Raw genomic sequence first — 18,843 nt, 5'->3', positions numbered from 1 at the left:
CGGGGGAAGTAGGCGCCTCTATGCGGTGCCGGATAAGGCTTTTGGGGGCAGCAACAGGCTGGGCGCAAGCGACCTGTTGCTGCCCTCTTTGTGTTTGGAACGGGCTTACGTTTTCGGTTTGCGCGGCCAGAACGTATAACTGAAGCTGATGATAAAATCGATGACGAGGACCAATGACCATAGGCGGATGACCTGAGAAAGGCTAGCTGTACGGGCTCCGTCGCCGATCCACAAAATAATGGCGAATAGCAAGGAGCAGCCGATGAACCAGGCAAGAAGATGGAGGAGCCACGCCTCCCGCTCATTGCGGGCATGTTCGGTTCCGACTTTGATTTTCTTGGCTGGAGGGGGACCGCCTGCAAAACGATGCGCGAAACGTATATCCGCCCAACGGATCATTCGGCTGCCGAACGCAATCGACACGCCGACATAGATGGCAGACAAGCCGTGGACGAAGCCGGCTTCGCCACCCCTATGCAGGTCGATGACGGTTGCCGCAAGCAAAACGAGATCCACCGCCGGCGTACAGGCAAGAAGAACCATCCCCAACTTTTGGCGCCGAAGCGGATAACGGCATAGTAATCCGGCAAGCACGAACACCCAAAACGCGACTTCGCAGCCAATGATCAGAGCGAATAACATAGCTGTGCAGAGCTCCTTTGAAGTGCAGTTGTTTGAATACGATTATAACATCTATCCACGATTTTCCTGCACGCTAAAATTGCTAGCATTGCCTGGCAGTCTCAAGGCTTCTGCGATGCTTTTTACTGCTTGGCATGCCGGTTTGCCGTTCGGGGGAGCGAATCCTTAACAAAAATAAAAGCCGCCGAACCCCCTTTAGGCGATTGCAATTCCCCCATAATCATAGTACCGTTTATTGGTAAAAGATTACACGAAATGAGGGGAAAACTTGTCTAACCATACGAATGCAGCTGTTGCTGCGGAGGAAGCGCCGTTCTCGATGAAAGCGATCATGGGACCGCTGATGGCGATCGTCGTCGGTATGATCATGGTCATACTCGATAGCACGGTCATGAACATTGCTTTGCCGACGTTGATGGATGATTTCGGAGCGTCCGTCAATACGATGCAATGGTCGATTACGGCGTATACGCTGGCGCTTTCCGCGGTCATCCCGTTGGCAGGCTGGCTGACCGATCGATTCGGCGCCAAGCAAATTTTTCTGATTACGATCTTCTTGTTCGCGGCAGGCTCGCTGCTTTGTTCTTTTGCGGCGACGCCCGAACAGCTGATTATCTATCGCATCATTCAGGGAGTCGGCGGAGGCATGGTGCAGCCGATCGGGATGGCGATTATCTTCAAGCTCGCTCCGCCTAACAAGCAAGGCGCGGTCATGGGCATGCTCGGCATACCGATGATGCTCGGCCCCGCGCTCGGACCGGTATTGGGCGGTTATTTGCTCGAATACGCGACTTGGCACTGGATCTTCCTTATCAATCTGCCGATCGGCATTATCGCGATTCTGGTCGGTCTCAAGTACTTGCCGAGAGTGGAACGCAAAACCGTACCGCAGCTCGATATGTGGGGCATGCTTCTCGCGCCGATCGCATTCGCGACGTTATCCTACGCGGTTAGCGAAGGCGGCAAGGACTGGGGTTCCACGAAAACGCTCGTCAGCCTTATCGTGGGCGTCGTCGCATTGCTGCTATTCATCATCGTCGAGTTTCGCCATAAACAGCCGTTACTGGAGCTTCGCGTGTTCAAGTCCTCGGACTTCACGATCGGCATCGTCACGTCCTGGTTGATGTTCATGGCCTTGTTCGGTTCCTTCTTGTTCGTGCCGATGTACATGCAGCAGGTGTTCCATTACGCGCCGCTCAAAACCGGATTCATGATCCTGCCGCAAGTCGCGATGACGGGTCTGTTCATGCCGATCGGCGGCAAGCTGTTCGATAAATTCGGCGCGCGCGCCGTTTGCGTGGTCGGCATTGCCTTCGTAACCGCGGGCATGTTCTATATGTCGCAAATTCAAGCGGATTCGGGAGCGGGCTATGTAATCATCGCGACGATGATCATGGGCGTCGGCATGGGGCTGTCCATGATGCCGGTGAACACGCATATCTTGAAAGCCGCGCCGGCCAGACTCGTAGGCCGGGTAACGCCGCTTACGTCGGCTGCCCAGCAAGTCGTGGTCTCGTTCGCCGTTGCGGGATTGGCCAGTTACCTGAGCACGCGGATAGCGGATCACATGGCCGCGAGCAAGGGCGATGAGGCTGCCTCGCTCGTCTCTTCTTTCGGAGATACGTTCTTCATCGCCGGCTGCATCGGCGCGGCCGGTGCCTTGCTGGCTCTGCTGCTCCGGAAGCCGAAAGTCTCCGAAGACGACGCAGCTTCAGCGGATCAGGTTAGTGCTCCGATGATGATGGGGCATTAAGAATCATGGCATGAAAAGAGGCTGCGCGGTCCCAAGGACCATGCAGCCTCTTTTTGGTTATTGTCGCTTACGTGCCCAGAAGCTCCAAAGGCAAAAAGGCATATTCGCCGTTCCTGACAATGCCGGCTTTGCGAACAGGAATAGGGTGCTTGAAAACAGGACCGTCGATGACGGTGGTGTGGAACTCGCCGCCTTCGCCGCACGGGTCGATACCGCGAGCTTGCAGTTCCTTGACGTAGTCGTGCGTCAGCGTTCTTCCCAGATCCTCTTCCCGCATCCCCAGCGACAAATTCACGGTGACCAGCATCGAGATAAACCCGAGATCGATAAATTCCGTGACAGCTTCGAGATGATCCATTTCCCACAGGGGCATGCCAAGCTTTAGGCCGGCATTTTGGGTCACCTTGTCATGCCAGCAGCCCACGACGGGCATATCCAAGTCTCCTGTGACTAACGTTTCTGCGCCTTCACGCTTCGCCTGTTCTAACAGGATCATGAATTTGTTTTCATAGTCGTCCCAGCTTGCGGCTTCCGTATACACGGGCAAGCCGATCGACTCGGCCTGGGCGCGGATCAGCTCCGGAGGCATTCCGTGGGATCTGGAACGTTTCCCTTCTTCCTCCATCATGACGACGAGTCCGATCGCTTCACCGACCTGCATTGATTTATAGAGGGCTAGAACGCTATCTTTGCCCCCGCTAAAAGACGCGATGAATTTACGCCCGCGAGCGCCGGTTTTCCAGCTTGGCGTTTCTTTCATTCCGATTGTCCTCCTTTGTTCTGCTCTGTGCATTGTACCATGTCCCCTTGGACAGCGAACACTAGACAACAGCCTCGGCAGTAACAGGCAAGATCGATCGATTACTCGAAACTACAGCGAGCGGAAGCAAAATCGCAAACGTCGTTCCGGCACCCGGAATGCTGTTGATCTCCATCGTCCCGTTATGCGACGTAATGATTTTGTTGCTGATCATTAACCCGAGCCCCGTTCCCTTCTCCTTCGTCGTGAAGAACGGCTGGCCGATGTGCTTGAGCGTTTCCGGCGGAATGCCGCAGCCGTTGTCGATGACGGACGTGACGACCCTGTTCCCGAGGCGTTCCGCTTTGATCTTCACTTCGCCGCCTTGGGCAGCTTCGATGGCATTCTTCATAATATTGATAAACACTTGTTTGATCTGATTGGCGTCGCATAGGATGGGATAATCGAGTTCGGTTCGTTCGAAATAAATGCGCACGTTATGCAGGATGGCTTGCGATTCGATCAGCGAAATCACATGCTCCAGCAGTTCGACTAAATTGCGCAGCTTGAATTGGGCGTTCTGCGGCTTGGCTAGCATGAGCAGCTCGCTGATGATGAGCTCCATCCGGTTGATTTCGGAAATCATGATCGGGAGGTAGTCGGCCTTCTGAAGGCCGCCCTGCATCAACTGCACGAAGCCCTTGACCGACGTGAGCGGGTTGCGAATCTCGTGGGCGATGCCCGCTGCGAGTTGTCCGGCCAGCGACAGCTTCTCGGACTCCCGCAACATCGATTCATTCTTCTTCCGTTCGGAGATATCGGTGAAATTAATGACGGCACCGACTACTTGTTCGTCCGTGAACATCGGCGAGACGTGGTATTCGATGGGGAACGGTCGGCCGTGCTTATGGAAAATCGTTTCTTCCGCGAACTTGTCCCTGCCCGTCTCATAAACGGATTGAAACAGGCACGTATCGTCGCTCGAATTCGTACGCCGAAACGTATGCGACAGCGGACTGCCGACAACATCCTCGAGGCTGAACCCGGTTATTTTCTCCGCTGCCGAATTCCAGAACAAGACGTTCATCTGATCGTCCAGCCTGACAATCCCTTCGGCCACCGAATTCAGGGTGTGCGAATACATGAGATTCAGCTGTCGCAGCCGTTCCTCGCTTTGTTTCAACCGGTTGTCGATGAGCATGATGACGATCGAGTAGACGAAAATGATCGCAGCGACGAAGATGACCGTCAACGCCAGGATCAAATTGTTATCATGCACGGCCGTATCGGCTGCGCTATGCATATGCTCCATCTGAACGACGGGCATGTTGCCATAATGAATGAAGCTGATCGCCGCGGATACGAGCAGCGCGCTGACCATCGACGTCCGTACGCACGCCTTTGAAATGCGGTCCGGATGAAAGGCGAAGATGAACGCGGGAATTAGCGGCAAAATCGACACGACGGCAAGGAGCGGGTTGAAGTGCATCTCGGCCGACGTCTTCATCGCAAGCAAACCGACATAGTGCATCGCACATACGCCGATTGTCTGAACGACGCCGGCCGCATACCGCAATTTCTTGTACGGACCCGATAAAGCATACGAAAATAACGCCAAGGCTACGTAGGACATCACGACGATAATGCCCATCGATAGAAACACCGTGCTGAAGTGGTACATGACCCTTACAGGAAACGCATGGGCCAGCATCGCGACGAAGTGCATGGACCAAATGCCGATTCCGAATACGAATGCCGCGCTGATCAGCCAAAATCGCCTTGTATAGCCGCCCGCGAATAGGCGCACAAAGAGATTCAATCCAATAAATGCCGAACAGAAAATGAGCAGAAATGCGGTGACCGCCAACCAGGAATGTGCCATACGTAACCAAATCGCCCCTAACATCCAAAAAAGCTCTACCATTAACTTCGGATGCATGAAAAAAATTATGTATATTTTTATGAAACACTTGTACTTAAGGAGCGGGATGTCAGAAAAAGAAAATGAGAAAAGGCCGGATCTGCCGCCATTACGGCGGTCAGTCCGGCCTCTTTATTATCCGCGGAGCGATTAGCGTCCCATCACCTTGACGATCTCATCCAACAGTCGATCCAGCGTGATCGGATCGTCGAAGTTGTACTTGCTGTCCAGCCAGTAGACGTGATTGGCTTTAACGGCAGGGTTGGATTTCCACAGGTTGCTATCCGTCAGCGTGGTCTGCCTTGCGGTCGTCTCGCCGCTGCTGTCGCCCAAAGCGAAGATCAGCGATCCCATATAATCGGGCAGAACTTCGTCCGACACGTCAACGAACCGTTCGTCCTTATCGATCAGCTTCTGCAAGCCGTCCGACGGTTTGATGCCGAGCTCGCCGAGCAGCGTCCGGTTGAAGCCTTTATTGCCCATAATGTACATGTCGGCACCGAGCAGCAGCAGCGTAACCGCCGTCTCGTCGCCCTTCAAATTCAGCTTGGCTTTGGTTGCTTCGGCCTTCGCATGATAATCGTCGAACCATTTCTTGGCCTCATCGGTACGCCCTAACAGCTCGGCGATCTTAGTGACGCGTTCTTCCGTAGGGAAGGTGCCGTCCAGGCCAACGACGATCGTCGGCGCGATTTTGCTCAGCTGCTCGATGCCAGCTTCGTCCCAATCGTCGAACAGGATCAGGTCCGGCTTCAAAGCAAGGATCTTCTCGGCCGCGAATGGATAACCAACGTCCTCGATGCCTTCGATGAGATCCGGATAGGCGATCTGTTTGCCGATGACGCTTAGCGTAGCGCCGATCGGCTTGATGCCGATCGCCAGCAGGTCGCCGGGATTGCTACCGACATAGACGATCTTTTGCGGATCGTTAGGCACTTCGACTTGTCGGCCTTTGTAGTCCGTATAGGCGTGGGTGGAGCCGGATGTCTGGTTGGCCTCCGGCTCGTTAGCCGAAGCTGCGGTTTCGTTGTCCGCGGCCGGCGCGGCATTCGTGGAGGCGGCGGGCGAATTTTCTTTGCCGCATGCCGATGCAAGCAGGGTTAGCAGTACAAGTGCAAGCACGAGCGGGATGGATCTTTTCATTAGGGTGCTCCTGTTCTATCTCGTTATTAATAATGATAATCATTATCAATTAATGATTATAGAGGAGCTTCCATGATTCGGCAAGTACGAATTTATGCAGTCGTGCATTGCTGCCTACTCCGTCAGATAGGCCGAATGATTTAACTTGCCCATCCCTTTAAGATTCATTAAAGGTTTGACCCCTAAGATAGAGGCACAGAGGCATTACCTTTGTGCTGGCAATCCAAACGTCGGGTCGATGACTGCAGAGCTATTGCTGCCGTAACCCTAAAACAAGAACGGAAGGTGAAGAGAATCGTGACGATCAAACAAGCTGCAAAAATAGGCCTATTGGCTTTCGTGATCGTATCCATGCTGAGCGGTTGTACGATGTTGAATTCAGGCAAAACAGAAGCTGCGTCGCTTGGCTACGTGAATCAGATGGACAAAACGAAAATCATGTCGTTTCAAATCAAAGCGGACGAAACCAAGTGGCAGGCCATGCTGGACAATGCGGCGGCCGAAGAATATATTCCGGCGGACATTACGATCAACGGCACGACGATCAAGAACGTCGGCATTCGCCCGAAGGGCAATTCCAGCCTTTCTTCGATCGTGCGGGACGATACGACGGACCGTTACAGCTTCAAGATTAAATTCGACGAGTACGTGGAAGGTCAAACCTGGCTGGGCCTGGACAAAATCGTGCTGAACAACAATTTCTCCGACGCGACAAGCCTAAAGGAGTACTTATCGTATGACATCATGTCCACGGTTGGCGTGAAGGCACCGCTGTTTGCTTTCGCGGATATCTCGCTGAACGGCAAGACATGGGGCCTCTACCTGGCCGTCGAGGATATCGACAGCAGTTATCTTGAACGTGCTTATAACGATGAGGGCGAGCTGTATAAGCCGGAGGCTGATAAAGGTGCAGGCGGCATGGGCGGTGGAGGGCAGATGCCCGGCGGCGCCAATGGCGGGCAGGGCTTTGCGCCTCCCGAGGAGAATGACGGGGATTCCGGCAAATCCGCTTCGACGGCTGCAGCCGCGCCGGACTCGAATACGAAGACCGATTCAACGAAGAATCCGACTGATGCGGCGAAGAACTCTGCGGATTTGACGAAGAATTCGACAGATGCGACGAAGAACTCTGCGGATTTGACGAAGAATTCGACAGATGCGACGAAGAACTCTGCGGATTTGACGAAGAATTCGACAGATGCGACGAAGAGTCCGACGGATGCATCGAAGAGCTCTGCAGATTCGACGAAGAACTCTGCAGATTCGACGAAGAATCCGGCGCAAGGGATGCCGAACCGACAGAACGGCGGCGGGATGCAAGGAATGGCGAATAACGGCGTCTCCCTGCAGTATACCGACGATCAGATCAGCAGTTATTCCGCCATCTTCGACAATGCGCAGACGAAAACGGACGACGCCGACCAGCAGCGCGTCATTGAAGCGTTGAAGAACCTCGGCGAGGGCAAGGAGCTTGAAAAATACGTGGACGTCGACGCCGTGCTGAAATATTTCGCCGCGCACACGGTGGTCGTCAATCTCGACAGCTATGTATCGAATATGGGACATAACTATTATCTGTACGAGCACGACGGGCAAATCAGTATCCTGCCATGGGATTACAATCTTGCGTTCGGCGGCTTCCAGTCGGGCAGCGCGTCGGATGTCGTGAACTTCCCGATCGACACCCCGGTGTCGGGCGTGAGCCTGGAAGATCGTCCGCTGCTTGGCAAGCTGCTCGAGGTGCCGGCGTACATGGAGACGTATCACAAGTATTTGCAGCAGATTCTCGACGATTACTTCAACAAAGGTAAATTCGATCAGACGGTCGACAAGCTGAGCGCGCTGATTTCCGATTATGTGAAGAACGACCCTACGGCCTTCTACGACTTCGAGAAGTTTCAAGCGGGAGTCGCGGAGCTGAAGAAACTGGGCGACCTTCGCGCGGAGAGCATTCAAGGCCAGCTTGACGGCACGATACCCTCGACGACGGAGGGACAGAAAGAGGATTCCAGCGCGATTATCGACGCCTCGTCTATAAACCTGCAAACGCTCGGGGCTCAAGGTGGCGGAGGCGACCGCGGCGGCATGGGAGGCGCAGGCGGACAGGGCGGTCCAGGCGGATTTTCCGGGATGAACGGGCTTGATCGCGATGTCATGCAGCAAGCGATGCAGGTTCTGCAAGACGCCGGCGGCAAGTTAACGGACGAAGCAAAAACGAAGCTCGTTGCGCTAGGCTTAACCGAAGAACAAATCGCGATGTTATCGCAGATGGGCAATCGGCGTCCGAACGGTGCGAACGGTGCGAACGGTGCGGACAATGCGAACGGTGCGAGCGCGGGTAGTCCGAACGAAGCGAAGTAAAGGTAAAGGATGTAGCGAAGAGTACCTTGCTCATGCGGCGAGGTACTCTTCGTGTTCTTGCTCATTGGGCGAAGCGACTGCCGGGGTAACCGCCGCTCCCCTAAATGCCCGGCCTTTCGATCAAAAACCGCACTGAATGATGCACACCGTCTGCGCGGTCAAGCAGATCGGAGCGCACAAGGCCGCGAAGATACCGCAGGCGGCCCGGCAGCGGTTACCGATATCAACGCATCGCGCTCTGCAGGCGGGATCGGGAGCGGCGGCCCCGACTCTGCGCGTACGCGGAACCAGCTTCTCGATCTCGCGCGCAAGCTTCGCGAACAATCGCGCGAGGGCAAGCTCGAGCGAACGGTCGATGCTGATCTTCAACGTCGTGCCGTCTTGGAAACGGACTTTCTTCGGATCCGAGCATTTGCACTTTTTGCAGCCGCAGCCGCCACCGCCGAATTTGAGCGGAACGATGGCTTTCTTATTGATGAACCCTCTAACGGAGAGCTTGCCGTTCTTGTCGCGGAGAATGAGGTTGGCGCTGGAGATGCCTTTGATTGCATCGCCGAAGGAGGCCGTGAGCCTGCTGCTCGTGCTGGTCAGCGATTGTATCTTGAACGTTGCTACGTTGCGTGCGTTCTGCGTGATGTTCAGGAAGATGTCCGAGACGCCGCGGCTCTGATTGGTGACCACATCGACGTTTGCGCTCAGAATGCCTTCTTGCTTGGATCGGATGCTTGCCGTTGCGAAAAGGCTGGTCGTTCCGTTCACTGTGCGTAACAGTCCGGGCACAGCTACCACTCCCTCTATTCGAATAGTGTGTGATCACCCCCAACATATTCGGAACCGATAGGCTTGGAGTGGGTGAATAACCACCGGCCTCCGGCAAACGTAACGGAATGCGGAAAATAGGCTTTCGGCAGGCATGTGATATCGCGAATGCATTCGCAATCGCGTCAAGATCGATCGTCATGCCGCCGCCCCCTGTCATCCCCGCGTTTTTGCCCCATTACATCAAAATGGCCCGTATAATAGAGGAATCGAATAAGCGCTGAAAGGGGAAGTAATCGATCATGAAACGATTAGAGGGCAAAGTAGCTTTGGTAGCGGGGGCGACTCGCGGCGCCGGTCGAGGAATCGCGATCGAGCTGGGGGCGGCAGGAGCCACCGTGTACGTAACCGGACGCACGACAAGAACGCAGCGCTCCGAGTACAATCGTCCGGAAACGATCGAAGAGACCGCCGAGCTTGTTACCCGCGCGGGGGGCAGAGGGATAGCGGTCGCAGTGGATCATCTCGAACGCGAGCAGGTTCAAGCGTTGGTTGCGCGCATCGAGCGCGAGCAGGGGCGGCTGGACGTGCTGGTCAACGATATTTGGGGCGCGGAGCATCTGATCGAGTGGAACGTGCCGATTTGGGAGCATTCATTAGAGGGCGGGCTTCGCATGCTTCGGCTTGCGGTCGACACGCATCTCATTACGAGCCATTACGCGCTGCCTCTGCTGATCCGAAGCGGGAGCGGGCTCGTCGTGGAGATGACGGACGGCACGGCGTCGTACAACAATCAGAACTACCGGCTGTCGACGTTCTACGATTTGGCCAAAATGTCGGTCATCCGCATGGCCCAATCGCTGGCGCGCGAGCTTCGGCCGCACGGGTGCACGGCGGTTGCGGTTACGCCGGGCTGGATGCGTTCCGAGATTATGCTCGAGCACTTCGGCGTTCGGGAAGACAACTGGCGCGATGCGCTCGGGAAGGAACCGCACTTCGTCATCTCGGAATCGCCGCGGTTCGTAGGCCGCGCCGTCGCCGCACTGGCGGGCGACCCGGAGCTTGCGCGCTGGAACGGCGAATCCGTATCGAGCGGCCAGCTTGCGCAAGTCTATGGGTTTCGGGATTTGGACGGCTCGCAGCCGGATGCCTGGCGCTATATCGTGGAAGTGCAGGAAGCCGGTAAACCGGCGAATGCGGATGGGTACCGGTAGGCAGCATAAGCATAAGCAAACAAGCGGCAAGCACGAAGAAGAACAAAATGCACAAAAAAGCACGAAGAAGCCGTCCCTTATTCATCCACGGATGAATGAAGGAACGGCTTTTGCTGTTCTGCCGTGTCGCCGGGCAGCCCGAGCCGACAGTGAAGCTCTTCTTACTTCGTGCCGTTCAAGCCGAGCGTCGGCGTATGGTCGAAGAAATTCCACGGCTTCAGCATCGCGTAGACCCACTCCGTCGGCATGATCGGCCATTCTTCGGCGCGCGCGATATGCGTCGTGCCCGTCGTGAGCCAGACCACGTCGTCGGTATTGACGATGGACTCGTCGTCCGAGATGAATTGGCCGAGCCCCGTGTCTTTGTCGGCGCGGTTCGGGTACTTGCCTTCCGGGTAGCGTTCGTCCGGATCGTATTTGGTCACCCAAATCTGCTTGTCCATGAAGTTCACGCGGTTAAACAACCATTCGTCGTCGCTGAACTGCGCGCCCTTGGCGATCGGATGCGTGCCGCCGGCGTACGGGATGAGCTGGTACGACACCGGGTTGCCGACTTTGTTTTCCTTGTTCGTGTTCGTGATGAGGCGGACGGTGGACGGATCGAATTTCTGCGCAGCTTCCGACTCCGTCGAGACGATCCGCTGTTCGGTCTGCATCGTGCTCTCGCGGGGTCCGCCTTCGGTGTTGTCGGCGATGACCGGATTGACCTCCATCAACGAGTTCTGCTCGCCATCCACGTCCATGTCCAGCCGGAAGTTGTAGATATGCTGGTGCGTCGTGCCGACGATGTTATTGTCGAGCAGCGTGCCGTACTTCGTGTCTTCGGCGGCCGTGTCGTCGTGCATCGTCTCGGAGACAACCCCTTTGACCGCCTCGATGCCCGTGGCGCCCGCGTTGATGCCGATCGTCCCGTTCTCCGCGAACACCCAGTCGAAAATGTAATCGTAGTTGCCGACCGTGCTGATCCAGCGTACGACCAGCTCTCGCCGTTCCGCGCTGACGTTGTCCTGCCCCATCTCCTGATGCTTGTACTCCGGACCCGCATAACGTTCGAAAATCGACATCGCGTTCGGAATCGTCATCGGTTTGCCGGTATAGTCGGCGATCGTGGCGTCCAGCAGCACGGCGTTATCCGGGACGTCCTTGCCTCGCTGCAGCGTCGAAGTCAGCGTTCCCATGCCGTACTCCCCGGAATCCAGGTACGCTTTGAAATACCAGCCTACATCCGGATCGCCATAAGGCACGATCATGCCGCCGAGCGAGCCCTCGTACATGATTTTTCGTTTCTTGCCCGCGTCATCGTAGGTCACGGTCGAGAGAATCGGGCCTACCCGCGAATCGAGACGCAGATGGAAATCCCAGTTCTTCCAATGAATCGTGTTGCCCGTGATCGTGTAGTTCTTGCCGTCCGGCTCGCTGATTTCCAGCGGCTTGGATGCTTCCGAGGCCTTCTGGTCGCTACCATCGTACGGCTTCGGCTGCATCGGAACCGGAATCACGCCGGCATCCTCGAGCTTGATGACCTTCTTCTGCTCCAAATCCACGACCGCGACCAGATCCTCGATCGGATGCGCCCAATAGTTGCCGTCGCCCGTGTTCAAATACGCCACGACCTTCAGCAGCCGCTTATCCTGCTGGAGCTCGTCCTTCCCGCCGAAGTAGCCGACGGTGAGCGGCGTGGAGACGACTTGCTTCACGTCCTTAATGCCCCGTTTCAGCAGGGCGGCGGCATATTCCGGACTGGCCTCGATGGCGGCTTGCACCGTCGCGAAGTCGTCGAGCAGAATCATCCCGTGCGCGCCTTCGATCTCCTTGAATGTCAGCACCTTCTTCGTTACGAGATCGACCGTGCCTTCCATGACCGTCTTCCCGTCCAGGATGACGAACGCGGAGGTACGGTCTGCCGTTACCGGCGTCCCCGTCAGGTCGAAGCTCCATACTTGTTCCTTCGGCGGCGCCTTCAACGTGATCTCGGTAAACCGGTAGCTCTCTTTGTAATTGCCGGACGCCTTCAGAATCGTAACCGTGTCCTCGATTTCCTTGGCCGTGAGCGGATTGAGCGGATTCGGCGTCGTCTCGACTCGAAACGTCTGATCGAGGCCGGATTGGAACACCTCGTTCACAAAATGATGCGACACGTACGCCAGGTTCCCTTTCAGCACGACCGGTCCTTCCATCTCCAGCCGCTGCCCGTTCACGAGCGCGATGTTGGAGTTCGGCTTAATCCGCACCGTCGTGCTGTTCTTCGTCAGCGTGATCGTACCCGCGAAACCATCCCATTTCACCGTCGCGCCGAATTCCGCCATCAGCGGACGAAGCGGCACGAATTCTTCCGCGCCTCCGTGCGCCTCGGCGATCGGCGCTTTCAGCGGCCCAAGCGTTGTTCCGCCCAGCGCCACTGCCATCGCTGTGCCCAAAATGACCGATTTCTTCGCAAACTTGCTTGTCCCATTTCGCATCCGTTCCAGCCTCCCAGGTCCATTCTGTTCTTGATGTAAATTTATCTGACATGTTGACGTGGGTATTGTAAAAAACGGAACTAATTAAATCTTCTGCGTCATGTTACATTACATAGAGTGGTTGACGATTTCGGAAAATCTCTGGTATGGTTATACAAAATTCAACCCTGCGGGGGGAAAACAATGCGTCCGGCCGGGAATCCCATGGCAATGCAAAGCGGCATTCAATACGGTCTTCAATGGCAAACGACCGGTTACAGAGAGCGAATGATCCTATATGCGGGACAGCCCGCAATCTATTATCAGCTTGTTACGCATGCGGCGGATCATCCCATCAACGTCGTGCCGGATGGCTGCGTCGACCTGCTGTTCTGCTGCGATGCGAGCCATCCTTCCGCCCAAGTCTGCGGAAGCGTGCTGGACGGGACGGGAATCCGCCTGATGCCGGGCACTTTGTATTTCGGCGTACGGCTGTCCTACAAGCAGAGCTTGCTGCTGCCCGGCTTGTCGCTGAAAGAGATCATCAACGTGCAGGCGCCGATCGAAGATGCACTCGCCCCGTATGCGTTCCTGTGCGAGAAGTTGGCGGCCTGCGCCAGCTTCGCGCAGCGGATGGCCTGCTTCGAGCAGCATGGCCTGCCGCTGCTGACCGGGGCGCCAATGCGGGCCGACAGCCTGCTCGATTATTGCCTGACAGCGATCCACCGGACGAACGGCGCCGTTACGGTCCGCCATTTGGCCGCGGATACGGGCTACTCGGAGCGGTATTTGCGGGTCAAATTCGAGCAAGAGGTCGGCATATCGCCCAAGCTGTACAACCGGATCGTCCGGTTTCAAGGGGCGCTCGGCGACATCGTGCGGGGAGGAAGACCGCTCTCAGACGTTGCCATGGAGCGAGGGTACTTCGACCAGGCGCATTTGACGAAGGAATTCAAGCAGTTCAGCCAACTGACGCCTGTGCAGATTCGCAAATTATCGCATAAAGGACCGGAACCCCTGCAATGACGGGCGGCCCGGTCCTTTGTTTTGCCCTTCAGGGATGTAGAGGGGTTAGAGGCATATAACACGGATTAACTCGGATTAATTCGTCTGCGATGACCAGCTCTCCGGCAAGAAGCCTCCACAAGCATCAGAATTACAGCGAAAATGCGGTCATTCCTAAAAAGTGAGCACGATTCGATATTTCTTTTTTCATGCATCGCCTCTATACTTGTAAAAGATAATGATAATCAATATCAATAACGTTGGGGGTTATAGAAACATGCAAGCCATAAAACGTTTTTCCGCATTCGCACTGCTCGTATCGCTCGTCCTGTTCGTTGCCGCCTGCGGCAATTCGTCCAATGACGCGAATAACGCGGCTTCGACTCCGGCAGCATCCAATTCCTCGGATACGGCTTCGACTAACGCAGGCGATGACGCCGCGAATAGCAATGCCGCCAACGCCAATGCCGTGCCAGCCGAGGAAGCGTCCCGCACGCTGACTGACGCCATGGGCCATGAAGTGACGGTCCCGACGCACCCGCAGCGAATCATCGCTCCTTTCTTGGAAGACCCGCTGACCGCGCTTAACCTGAAGCCGGTGGCGCAATGGGGCGCGGCGGGCGTTCCTCAGCATTATCTGCAGGACAAGCTGAAGGACGTGCCCGTGCTCGCCATGGAGGGCGGATTGAAGCCGGAAGAGGCGTTGTCCTACAAGCCTGATCTTATCATCTTCCTCGCACCTGGTTACTTGGGCAACAGCAGCTACGAGCAATTCGCCAAAATCGCTCCGACGTTCGTGCTTTCCAACGACGAAGCCGACTGGCGCGGCAACTTGGAGAAGCTGGGCGCCTTGCTGAACGAAGACGATGCCGCGAAGCAAGCGCTGGCCGACTACGATCAGAAGCTGGCGGATGCGAAAACGACGCTCGGCACCCTGCCTTCCGAGAAGACGGCGGTCGTCCTGCAAGCGGCGGAGGAGAAGGGCTTCATGCTCTTCGGCCCGAATTTCTACGGCGGGGCTACGATCTACGGCGCGCTCGGCTTCAAGCAGCCGGCCGTGCTGAAGGGCGAATACGAGCAATATTCCATTGAAGCGCTCGCAGATCTGAAGGATGTCGACTATATCTTCGTCATCTCCGGCGAGGGGCGCGGCAAGCCGCCTGTCAATAACCCGTTGTGGAAGAATCTGGCGGCCGTGAAAGCCGGACACGTGTTCGAAGCGGACTCGGGCCATTGGTTCAATGCGAATCCGATCGCCAACGATCTCATCATCGCGGATGTTCTGAAGGACGTCCATGAGTAAGGAGCGCTTCCTCGACCCGCAGCCCAAGGCTGTGGGTCTTCTCCGTTACGGGTTGTTGAATGCACGGGTTCTCCGCATCGAGGAGCAGAAGGGGCTGACCGAACGGAATTTCATGGAACCGAGCCGCTTCCATTGGCTAGTTCTGTCCGCCTCCCACGGGGGAAACCTCGTCGTGGACGGTCGCCTGCTCCCCCTTCGTCCGGGGACGCTGCTCGTCTGCGCCCCCGGCCAGTTGATCGAGCTGACGAACTTCGCCGGTCTTTCGTTCGAATTGCTGCTGCTGGAATTCGAAGTCTACGAGTCGCCGCCAGGCCCTATACCCGTCACGTTCCCTTTCATCGGCGAGACGACGGTCCCTTCCGCGGCTGCGGTCGCCCATCTGTTCGATACGATTCGTTCCAATTGGAACAAGGAGAGCATCGCATCCCGGCTCCGCTGCGAAGCCGGCTTGCTGGAGCTGCTCAGCCTCGTGGTCGGCTATCAGGAGCAGCAGACGGCTTTCGCGCTGGAGAGCGCCCGATTGGAATTGGCTCGTCGTTACAAGGAAGAGATCACGATTGATTCGCTCGCGAGCATCGCCGGATTAAGCCGGTACCACTTTATGCGGTTGTTCAAGGATCGTTACGGCAAAGGCGTGTCCGAATACAGGACCGAGCTTCGGCTGACGGAAGCCAAGCGGCTCATGGAGGGCGAGAAGCCGGCTCCGATCGGCAGTATCGTCTATGAGGTCGGCTTCAAGAACGAAGCTTATTTCAGCACGCTGTTCAAGAAACAGACGGGCATCGCGCCCGCCGTCTACCAGCGCAACCAGAAACGCAAGGTCGCCGCGTACAGCTGGGTGAATTTCGGGCAGCTGCTGGCGCTGCAGACGATTCCTTTCGCCGCTCCGATGGATCATTATTGGACGGACGAGTACCGCAACAGGTACAAATACGAGGTCAAAGTGCCGCTTAGCCACAGCTACGACTACAACTACGAGACGCTGCTGGAAGCTCGCCCGGACTATATTGTCGGGATCGAGAACTTGATTCCTCCCGAGGAGAGAGAACGGCTGGAGAGCGTCGCGCCTTGCTTGTTCCTGGGCGAAGACGACGATTGGCGCCGCCACCTGACGCTCGTCGCGGAGCTGCTCGGTGAACCCGCGGAAGCGGCCAAATGGCTGGCGCGCTATGACCGCAAAGCAACCGCGACCAGGGAATCGATATTGCCGCGCATCGGACAAGATGCCGTGCTCGTGCTGCTCGTCAGCCGAGACCAGCTCTCCTGCTGGGGCCGTCAAGCCGGAACGGTGCTCTACGATGATCTGGCAATCGCAGCGCCGAAGGGCATCTCCGCGGTCGAGTGGAAAGAAACCGTCCAGCCGCTTGAGCTTGCCGCGCTCGGCGCGGATCGCATTGTGCTGCACGTCGACGAGAACGAGGCTTCGCAGGCCAGATGGCGGCGGCTCTCCCAGTCGGAAGCGTGGCTTAGCCTGCCTGCCGTCCGCGAGGGCAAAATCCATCTGACAGCCGGCTATTCCTTCTTCGAAGCGCCTTGGAACGATTACGCCGCCTTCCAGCATGACCGATTCCTAAGCGAGGTTCCGCGCTTATTTGCCTCGCTGCATGATTGAGCAAGGCGCGATTCCATGTGTTCCCTCAAGCGAAGCGGAAATCGTCGATAGGCAAGAAAAACAACCTCTTGGAAGGGTTTTCGAAAAATTCAGAGAACTTCTTTAACGACCGGACATAATCTTCATTCAAGCGGTTTCCCGTATTCAAGAGTGGAGGAAGAGAAGATGGCCGTTAGAGAGCAGTCGATCCTGAATGCGGTTGGAAACAAAATCAAGACAACGGATAAAGAGATTCATATTGTCGGCAAAATCAATGAACCGCTGATCTTGATCTTGGAAAACGTACTGAGCCATGCGGAATGCGATGCGCTCATTGCATTGGCCCAAAGCAGATTGCAGCGGGCTAAGATCGGCAAGGCTCACCTGGAAAGCGACATTCGGACAAGCAGCAGCATGTTCTTCGAGGAGAGCGAGAACGAGTCGATTCTTAGGGTCGAGACAAGAGTGTCCGAACTGATGAACATACCGGTCTCGCATGCCGAACCGCTGCAAATTTTACATTATAAGCCCGGCGAGCAGTATCGGCCCCATTACGATTACTTCACGTCCGATCATGTGGCGAACAACCGCATCAGTACCTTGGTGATGTATCTCAATGACGTGGAAGAAGGCGGCGAGACGTATTTTCCTTCGCTTCATTTTGCGGTAACCCCGAAGAAGGGCAGCGCCGTCTACTTCGAATACTTCTATAACGATCACGATCTCAACGAACGGACGCTGCATGCGGGCAATCCCGTCTCGGTCGGGGAGAAATGGGTAGCGACCCAGTGGATGAGAAGACAAAGTCATCGTTAAGGGCTTCTCGGATCGCGGAACGCAGCGAGATGGACGCACGGCCCTGCCAATCTCCCAACCGCTTCGAAATAACCGTTTATCCCGTGAATTTTTCAGAGAAAGCTTTAATGCGATCCACGAAAATCCCCCTCAGCTGATCGGTGCCTTCCTTGGGCGCAGCATATGCTTTATAGCCGCCGAACGATGCAATGCATACGGCGGCTTCTTTGAGGTCGGCGGGAATATTCCGCTCGATGATTTCTTCGGTTTCCTTGGGCTTCTCGTTGCAAATGAAGTAGCCCATTTTCTTGCTTCGCAATGCGTCATGATTTTTTTTGATGAAGTCGCGAATCGGCTTGTATATTTTCCCGTCCCGGACGCCCGCGCCAAGAATGATCTGATCGAAATCCTCGATCGAAGGCTTCTCCGCTTGAATATCGCAAACCGTACAATTCGCAATCTCCTCGGCTAACACTTGTATGCACTGCGTCGTTGCGCCTGTTTTGGTCGCGTAGATAACCAGTACCGCCATTGGACTCATTCCTTTTCGTTATCATTTCGTATGCTCGGTCCGCACCATCATTTCGTATGGCGTGCATGGGCGTTGAGCTGTTGAATTTGCTCTTCCAGCACGCTGCCTGCCTTGGATAGAAACTGCGTAATGAGCGCAAGCTCTTCATCGGAGTAAGCGGAGGCCAGTTCGACCATCGCCGCGTGAAGCTGGAGGTACGTACGGCTGACTTCTTCTTTATGCTCGTAGAGGGGAACGATGATCACTTTGCGGCGGTCATGGGGATCAGGCTGCCTGCGCACGAAACCGCTCTTCTCGAGCCGGTCGATCAGGGAGGTAACGCTGCCGGTCGTGAGTCCGGTCAGCTTCGACAGCTCGCCGGCGGTCACGGGACCCTTCTCATGCAGAATGTCGATGGATAGAAAGTCGTTATTATATAACCCCAAGGCAGCGGCTACGCTTTGCTGGTAGAGTACCGTTCGCGTTCCCAGTCCGCGCATGCCCTTCGTCAGGTTTTCTTGTTGCTCCGTGGGTTGATCCGGTCGATTCGTTGCCAAATGCTTGTCCTCCTAGTGCTGAAATATATCTTGATAGTCAAGATGCTTTATTATCAAGATACTTGAGTGCGGGTAGGATGTCAATTCGATCACATTGGATAAAGACGCTGC

15 protein-coding genes are annotated in these 18,843 nt (G+C 55.9%); 7 read left to right on the top strand and 8 right to left on the bottom strand.

Features of this window, described 5'->3' with window-relative positions:
- Positions 1–105: 105 nt before the first annotated feature.
- Positions 106–642, bottom strand: a complete 537-nt coding sequence (locus AC0YNU_RS21285) for a hypothetical protein (RefSeq protein WP_475760348.1) — start codon at positions 640–642, stop codon at positions 106–108.
- Between the two features lie 268 nt (positions 643–910).
- Between AC0YNU_RS21285 and AC0YNU_RS21280 the strand changes: the two genes are divergently transcribed.
- On the top strand, positions 911–2,395 hold the full coding sequence (locus AC0YNU_RS21280; RefSeq protein WP_475760346.1) for a DHA2 family efflux MFS transporter permease subunit: 1,485 nt from the start codon (positions 911–913) through the stop codon (positions 2,393–2,395).
- Between the two features lie 67 nt (positions 2,396–2,462).
- Here AC0YNU_RS21280 and AC0YNU_RS21275 read toward each other — a convergent pair whose 3' ends face one another.
- The 3 genes from AC0YNU_RS21275 to AC0YNU_RS21265 form a co-directional block, all read right to left on the bottom strand.
- Positions 2,463–3,155: a Dph6-related ATP pyrophosphatase gene (locus tag AC0YNU_RS21275; RefSeq protein WP_475760343.1), complete on the bottom strand. Its 693-nt coding sequence runs from the start codon at positions 3,153–3,155 to the stop codon at positions 2,463–2,465.
- Between the two features lie 61 nt (positions 3,156–3,216).
- Positions 3,217–5,016: an ATP-binding protein gene (locus AC0YNU_RS21270; protein ID WP_475760341.1), complete on the bottom strand. Its 1,800-nt coding sequence runs from the start codon at positions 5,014–5,016 to the stop codon at positions 3,217–3,219.
- 189 nt (positions 5,017–5,205) lie between these two features.
- Positions 5,206–6,198 carry an ABC transporter substrate-binding protein gene (locus AC0YNU_RS21265; RefSeq protein ID WP_475760338.1) on the bottom strand — a complete coding sequence of 331 codons (993 nt, stop codon included), beginning with the start codon at positions 6,196–6,198 and terminating at the stop codon, positions 5,206–5,208.
- Positions 6,199–6,495: 297 nt separating this feature from the next.
- Between AC0YNU_RS21265 and AC0YNU_RS21260 the strand changes: the two genes are divergently transcribed.
- Entirely contained in the window at positions 6,496–8,559 is a 2,064-nt protein-coding gene (locus tag AC0YNU_RS21260; RefSeq protein WP_475760336.1) for a CotH kinase family protein, read from the top strand.
- Between the two features lie 120 nt (positions 8,560–8,679).
- On the opposite strand, the gene AC0YNU_RS21255 is transcribed toward AC0YNU_RS21260, so the two are convergent.
- Entirely contained in the window at positions 8,680–9,339 is a 660-nt protein-coding gene (locus tag AC0YNU_RS21255) for a hypothetical protein (protein ID WP_475760335.1), read from the bottom strand.
- Between the two features lie 281 nt (positions 9,340–9,620).
- On the opposite strand from AC0YNU_RS21255, the gene AC0YNU_RS21250 reads away from it, so the two are divergent.
- Positions 9,621–10,532 (top strand): SDR family oxidoreductase, encoded by a 912-nt coding sequence (locus AC0YNU_RS21250; protein ID WP_475760333.1) that lies wholly within the window; start codon positions 9,621–9,623, stop codon positions 10,530–10,532.
- A 161-nt stretch (positions 10,533–10,693) separates the two neighbouring features.
- Here AC0YNU_RS21250 and tynA read toward each other — a convergent pair whose 3' ends face one another.
- Positions 10,694–12,991, bottom strand: a complete 2,298-nt coding sequence (gene tynA, locus AC0YNU_RS21245; RefSeq protein WP_475760331.1) for a primary-amine oxidase — start codon at positions 12,989–12,991, stop codon at positions 10,694–10,696.
- 204 nt (positions 12,992–13,195) lie between these two features.
- On the opposite strand from tynA, the gene AC0YNU_RS21240 reads away from it, so the two are divergent.
- The 4 genes from AC0YNU_RS21240 to AC0YNU_RS21225 all read left to right on the top strand — a co-directional run bounded on the left by AC0YNU_RS21240 (position 13,196) and on the right by AC0YNU_RS21225 (position 17,685).
- Complete coding sequence (locus AC0YNU_RS21240) at positions 13,196–13,996, top strand: helix-turn-helix domain-containing protein (RefSeq protein ID WP_475760329.1); 801 nt, start codon at positions 13,196–13,198, stop codon at positions 13,994–13,996.
- Positions 13,997–14,252: 256 nt separating this feature from the next.
- A complete protein-coding gene (locus tag AC0YNU_RS21235) occupies positions 14,253–15,278 on the top strand; it encodes an ABC transporter substrate-binding protein (protein WP_475760327.1) in 1,026 nt (341 codons plus the stop codon).
- Positions 15,271–16,890 (top strand): AraC family transcriptional regulator, encoded by a 1,620-nt coding sequence (locus AC0YNU_RS21230; protein ID WP_475760325.1) that lies wholly within the window; start codon positions 15,271–15,273, stop codon positions 16,888–16,890. Before AC0YNU_RS21235 ends, AC0YNU_RS21230 begins: the two co-directional genes overlap by 8 nt.
- A 165-nt stretch (positions 16,891–17,055) precedes the next feature.
- Positions 17,056–17,685 carry a prolyl hydroxylase family protein gene (locus AC0YNU_RS21225; protein WP_475760324.1) on the top strand — a complete coding sequence of 210 codons (630 nt, stop codon included), beginning with the start codon at positions 17,056–17,058 and terminating at the stop codon, positions 17,683–17,685.
- 76 nt (positions 17,686–17,761) lie between these two features.
- On the opposite strand, the gene AC0YNU_RS21220 is transcribed toward AC0YNU_RS21225, so the two are convergent.
- Together AC0YNU_RS21220 and AC0YNU_RS21215 are read right to left on the bottom strand one after the other, a co-directional pair.
- A complete protein-coding gene (locus tag AC0YNU_RS21220) occupies positions 17,762–18,196 on the bottom strand; it encodes a flavodoxin domain-containing protein (protein ID WP_475760322.1) in 435 nt (144 codons plus the stop codon).
- A 47-nt stretch (positions 18,197–18,243) separates the two neighbouring features.
- Entirely contained in the window at positions 18,244–18,675 is a 432-nt protein-coding gene (locus AC0YNU_RS21215; RefSeq protein ID WP_475760420.1) for a MarR family winged helix-turn-helix transcriptional regulator, read from the bottom strand.
- Between the last annotated feature and the right edge of the window lie 168 nt (positions 18,676–18,843).

The sequence above is a fragment of the Paenibacillus sp. J31P316 genome (assembly GCF_056269105.1).
Note: the sequence above shows the minus strand (reverse complement) of the source record. Positions and strands in the feature narration are given on the sequence as shown.

What these genes read in the sequence shown, in the direction of transcription:
- AC0YNU_RS21285 (WP_475760348.1), bottom strand. Translation starts at nt 642, where the DNA reads ATGTTATTCGCTCTGATCATTGGCTGCGAAGTCGCGTTTTGGGTGTTC.
- AC0YNU_RS21275 (WP_475760343.1), bottom strand. Translation starts at nt 3,155, where the DNA reads ATGAAAGAAACGCCAAGCTGGAAAACCGGCGCTCGCGGGCGTAAATTC.
- AC0YNU_RS21270 (WP_475760341.1), bottom strand. Translation starts at nt 5,016, where the DNA reads ATGGCACATTCCTGGTTGGCGGTCACCGCATTTCTGCTCATTTTCTGT.
- AC0YNU_RS21265 (WP_475760338.1), bottom strand. Translation starts at nt 6,198, where the DNA reads ATGAAAAGATCCATCCCGCTCGTGCTTGCACTTGTACTGCTAACCCTG.
- AC0YNU_RS21250 (WP_475760333.1), top strand. Translation starts at nt 9,621, where the DNA reads ATGAAACGATTAGAGGGCAAAGTAGCTTTGGTAGCGGGGGCGACTCGC.
- tynA (WP_475760331.1), bottom strand. Translation starts at nt 12,991, where the DNA reads ATGCGAAATGGGACAAGCAAGTTTGCGAAGAAATCGGTCATTTTGGGC.
- AC0YNU_RS21240 (WP_475760329.1), top strand. Translation starts at nt 13,196, where the DNA reads ATGGCAATGCAAAGCGGCATTCAATACGGTCTTCAATGGCAAACGACC.
- AC0YNU_RS21235 (WP_475760327.1), top strand. Translation starts at nt 14,253, where the DNA reads ATGCAAGCCATAAAACGTTTTTCCGCATTCGCACTGCTCGTATCGCTC.
- AC0YNU_RS21230 (WP_475760325.1), top strand. Translation starts at nt 15,271, where the DNA reads ATGAGTAAGGAGCGCTTCCTCGACCCGCAGCCCAAGGCTGTGGGTCTT.
- AC0YNU_RS21225 (WP_475760324.1), top strand. Translation starts at nt 17,056, where the DNA reads ATGGCCGTTAGAGAGCAGTCGATCCTGAATGCGGTTGGAAACAAAATC.
- AC0YNU_RS21220 (WP_475760322.1), bottom strand. Translation starts at nt 18,196, where the DNA reads ATGGCGGTACTGGTTATCTACGCGACCAAAACAGGCGCAACGACGCAG.
- AC0YNU_RS21215 (WP_475760420.1), bottom strand. Translation starts at nt 18,675, where the DNA reads ATGCGCGGACTGGGAACGCGAACGGTACTCTACCAGCAAAGCGTAGCC.